The organism is Comamonas sp. MYb396 (assembly GCF_037479555.1).
GTDB lineage: Bacteria > Pseudomonadota > Gammaproteobacteria > Burkholderiales > Burkholderiaceae_C > Comamonas.
Genome location: NZ_JBBGYU010000018.1, coordinates 1 through 3,893 on the forward strand (window position 1 = coordinate 1; position 3,893 = coordinate 3,893).

Below are 3,893 nucleotides of genomic sequence, written 5' to 3' on the forward strand. Positions count from 1 at the left end.
GTAAGCGTCCGGTCATCCCATCTTGACTCGCAATAGCGTGCGGCGAAGGCGTTTGATGGAAGCTCCGGCAATTGCTCGCCAACGCAAGATGTGGCATGTGCCTGCACGTGCGTGGTCAAGTGGCGTAGCTATGATGCCTGACGTATCAGCAACCAAGTTAGGTATCCGATGAGTCAGAGTCAAGAACAAGGCAAGCAGGATGCTGCACTGGCCGACGCTTTGCCGACAGGCGCTACTGCGCCACAAGGCTCGGCCATCGAGGTCTTCCTGGCCTTCTTGAAGCTCGGGCTGACCTCCTTCGGCGGGCCCGTCGCTCACCTCGGCTACTTCCGCACAGAGTTCGTTGAGCGTCGGGCGTGGCTGGACGACAGGAACTACTCCGACCTAGTCGCGCTCTGTCAGTTTCTGCCGGGTCCCGCCAGCAGCCAAGTTGGCATCGCGCTGGGCCTTGGGCGCGCAGGGTGGTTGGGGGCGTTTTGCGCGTGGGTCGGTTTCACTCTTCCGTCCGCCGTCGCCCTTATCCTGTTCGCGCTGGGCGTCACCCAATGGACCGCGCTAGCTCAATCAGGGGCGGTCCACGGTCTCAAGGTCGTTGCAGTTGCCATCGTCGCACAGGCCGTATGGGGCATGGCCAAGACTCTTTGTCCGGACCGTCTGAGAGCTGGCGTCGCCATCGGCGCCGCCCTGCTCGTGCTGGCCGTTCCGTCGGCGATTGGTCAGGTCGGCGCCATCGTCGCAGGCGGCATTGCAGGACGATGGGCAGTGCAACTCGGACACCTGTCTGGAGCAGAGCATCGCGACTATGGCGTCAGCAAACGGACAGGCGCGGCGCTGCTGTTGATGTTCGGCTTCTTGCTCGTGCTGTTGCCGGTTTTGGCGGCTGCCGTTCGGTCACCAGCACTGTCGGCCATCTCGTCGTTCTACCAAGCGGGCGCACTCGTGTTCGGTGGCGGGCATGTGGTGTTGCCGCTGCTGCAGGCGAGTGTCGTCCCCGCTGGCCTGGTCACCAACGATGCTTTCCTCGCCGGATACGGTGCCGCCCAAGCCGTGCCCGGTCCCTTGTTCACCTTCGCCGCTTACCTCGGGGCAGTGATGACAGGAACATTGGGAGGTTGGGTCGGTGGTCTGGCGCTCCTCGTTGCTATCTTTGTTCCCGCGTTCCTGATGGTGGCCGGCGCGCTGCCGTTCTGGGAGCCGCTGCGCCAGCGCTACGGTGTGCAGCGCGCGATGGCGGGTGTCAATGCGGCGGTGGTTGGCGTTTTGGCAGCCGCGCTGTACGACCCGGTATGGCCGAGTGCCATCCATTCTCGCGCCGATTTCGGGCTGGCCCTGGCCGCCTTCGGCTTGCTGGTTTATGGGCGTCAGTCGCCTGTGCTGGTCGTGGCGCTTGCGGCGGCTGTCGGCTGGACAATCACGCCCTGAAGCCTGCGCTTCATCGTCATGGTCCGTGAGACGAACAGCCGTACTTGGCTAAGGAGGGCAGCTTATCGGCTGCCAGCGATGCGGCAACAGCTCATGTATCAAGCTGGCCCGTTGGGTTGGCAGGCGCGTCAGCACATCTTTGATATAAGAGTACGGGTCGTGACCATTGAGCCGGGCGCTTTGAATCAGGCTCATCACAGCCGCGCCGCGTTGACCGGCCCGCAACGAACCGGCGAACAGCCAGTTGTTACGCCCTATGGCTATCGGTCGGATTTGGTTCTCGATGTGGTTGTTGTCGACGGGCAGTTGCCCGTCGTCGACAAAGCGGGTCAACGCCTGCCAACGCCGCAGGCTGTAGTCCAGCGCTTTGGCTGTTGCCGTGCCATCCGTGACCTTCTGCCGGGTTGACAGCAGCCACGCGTGCAACGTATCGAGCAGCGGTTTTGAGTGCTCTTGGCGTGCCCGTTGACGCTCGTCGGCGCTGCAGGCTTTGAGTTCTCGCTCAATCTCATAGACCTGCGCGATGTGCTCCAACGCCCGTTGCGCCACCGGGCTCTTGGTCGCCGTGTGCAAGTCAAAGAATTTGCGCCGGGCATGGGCCAGGCAACCGACCTCGGTGACACCCTGCGCCATGAGCTGTTTGTAGCCACTGAAGTCGTCACATACAAGGCTCCCGCGCCAAGTGCCCAAGAAGGCTTTGGCGTTTTCTCCGGCGCGTGATGCACAGAAGTCATACACCACCGCCTTGGTGTCGTCGAACGCACCGGCGGCGTACGCCCACAGGTAGGCGCGGTGGGTCTTGCCGTGTCCTGGTTGGAGCATCTGCACCGGTGTCTCATCGGCGTGCACCACGCGGTGCTTCAGGATGTCTGCTTTCAAGGCGTCCACCAGCGGCTGGAGTTGCACCCCACAACTGCCCACCCAGGCGCCCAGCGTCGAGCGAGGAATGGCCAATCCGGCACGGCCAAAGATGGCCTCCTGGCGGTACAGCGGCAAGTGGTCGGCGAACTTGGCCACCAGCACCTGCGCCAATAGCCCGGTAGTCGGGATGCCTTTGTCGATGACGTGCGCCGCCACGGGCGCCTGCACCAGGGTCTCGCACTGGGCGCAGGCCCATTTCCCACGCAGATGGCGCTCGACACTGAAGACACCCGGCTGGTAGTCCAGCTTCTCGGCCACATCTTCTCCTATGCGTTGCATCTGACAGCCGCAACGGCAGGTGGTCGAATCTGGCTCGTGGCGAATGTCGATGCGCGGCAAGTTTGCTGGCAAGGGTTGGCGCTTCGGCTGGTCTTTGACGCGCGCCGGTATAGGTTCTGTGTTGAGTTCAGCCATCTCGTCATGAACGGCCTGCGTGTCCTCATCCAGCGTTTCTTCCAGCAGGCTTCGTTGCTCGGCGCTGAAGCGCTCGGACTGCGCCGCAAACTTCAGCCGCTTGAGCAGCGCGTTCTCATGCGTGAGCTTGTCGATGGTGGCTTGTTTGAAGGAGACCGTTTGGCGCAGCGACTGCACCATCTCACGCAGTTCGTCTGCGTTCAGATGGGAGAGCGTGTCGGTGGCAACGTCCATGAGGCAGAGTCTGCCAAACCAAGCCCTGCCCAGCTATCGGCACATCTCCCGATTGATGGTCACCGCCACGTCACGCGTCAGATGAGGGTGATGACGCCAGCCTCACCGAGACGCTGCCACGGTAGGCCCAGCACGAGGGCGTCGAGTTGCTCACGTTGAAGAGATTGCTGCGCCGTGCCGCCCGGTGAGGGCCAATGGAAGCGGCCTTGGTGCAACCGGCGTGCGGCCAGCCAGATGCCCATGCCATCGTGTACCAACACCTTCAAACGCGTGCCGCGCTTGTTGGCAAATAGGTAGGCCGTGTGCGGGTGTGCTGCACCGAACACCGCCACCACCCGCGCCAAAGCCGTCTCAGTGCCTGCACGCATGTCCATGGGCGTGATGGCCAGCCAAACGGCGTCGATGCGAATCACTTGAGCACCGCCGCCGCCCACTGCGCAAAGTGCGCAAAATCGGCCGCTGCGTGCATGGGCCACGTGATGCTCATCGACAGAGGCCCCTTGCGCAGCTCGACCTTGAGCTCGGCCGCAACGGCCTCCGACGTGACACTGGGCAGGCGCAGGGGGATGAACTCTGGCATCGAGGTTGATGGGGCTGGTGTGCAGGGCGGTTGCGGTTCGATGCGCTGGTGGCATCCGGTGCGTGCATGCTCTTTGAGCCAGCGGTGCAGCACATTGGCGTTCATGCCATGGCTGTTGGCCAGGGCCGCGATGGAAGTTCCCGGTTCCAGGCAGGCGGCAACCAGCTCCGCCTTGAAGGCTGGGGTGTAGGTCCGGTGGGTGCGCCGAGCGGTGTATCTCGCAATGTCTGAGTCTTTGAGCATGGTGTGCACGATGGGTTGCGTGCACACGATGTTGCGAGACGGAGAGAGTCACTTCAAGATGGGTTCACCGCGCGCTTAC

4 protein-coding genes are annotated in these 3,893 nt (G+C 63.0%); 1 reads left to right on the forward strand and 3 read right to left on the reverse strand.

The window, feature by feature from the left end; genetic code table 11:
• Positions 1-168: 168 nt before the first annotated feature.
• Positions 169-1,422: a chromate efflux transporter gene (chrA, locus tag WH265_RS24135; protein WP_339559917.1), complete on the forward strand. Its 1,254-nt coding sequence runs from the start codon at positions 169-171 to the stop codon at positions 1,420-1,422.
• 48 nt (positions 1,423-1,470) lie between these two features.
• Here the strand turns inward: chrA and tnpC are convergent, their stop codons facing one another.
• From tnpC to WH265_RS24150, 3 genes are all read right to left on the reverse strand, one after another.
• On the reverse strand, positions 1,471-2,991 hold the full coding sequence (gene tnpC, locus WH265_RS24140) for an IS66 family transposase (RefSeq protein ID WP_373451374.1): 1,521 nt from the start codon (positions 2,989-2,991) through the stop codon (positions 1,471-1,473).
• A gap of 77 nt (positions 2,992-3,068) precedes the next feature.
• On the reverse strand, positions 3,069-3,404 hold the full coding sequence (gene tnpB / locus WH265_RS24145; RefSeq protein ID WP_076195897.1) for an IS66 family insertion sequence element accessory protein TnpB: 336 nt from the start codon (positions 3,402-3,404) through the stop codon (positions 3,069-3,071).
• Entirely contained in the window at positions 3,401-3,814 is a 414-nt protein-coding gene (locus WH265_RS24150; protein WP_204734747.1) for a transposase, read from the reverse strand. Before WH265_RS24150 ends, tnpB begins: the two co-directional genes overlap by 4 nt.
• Positions 3,815-3,893 lie beyond the last annotated feature (79 nt).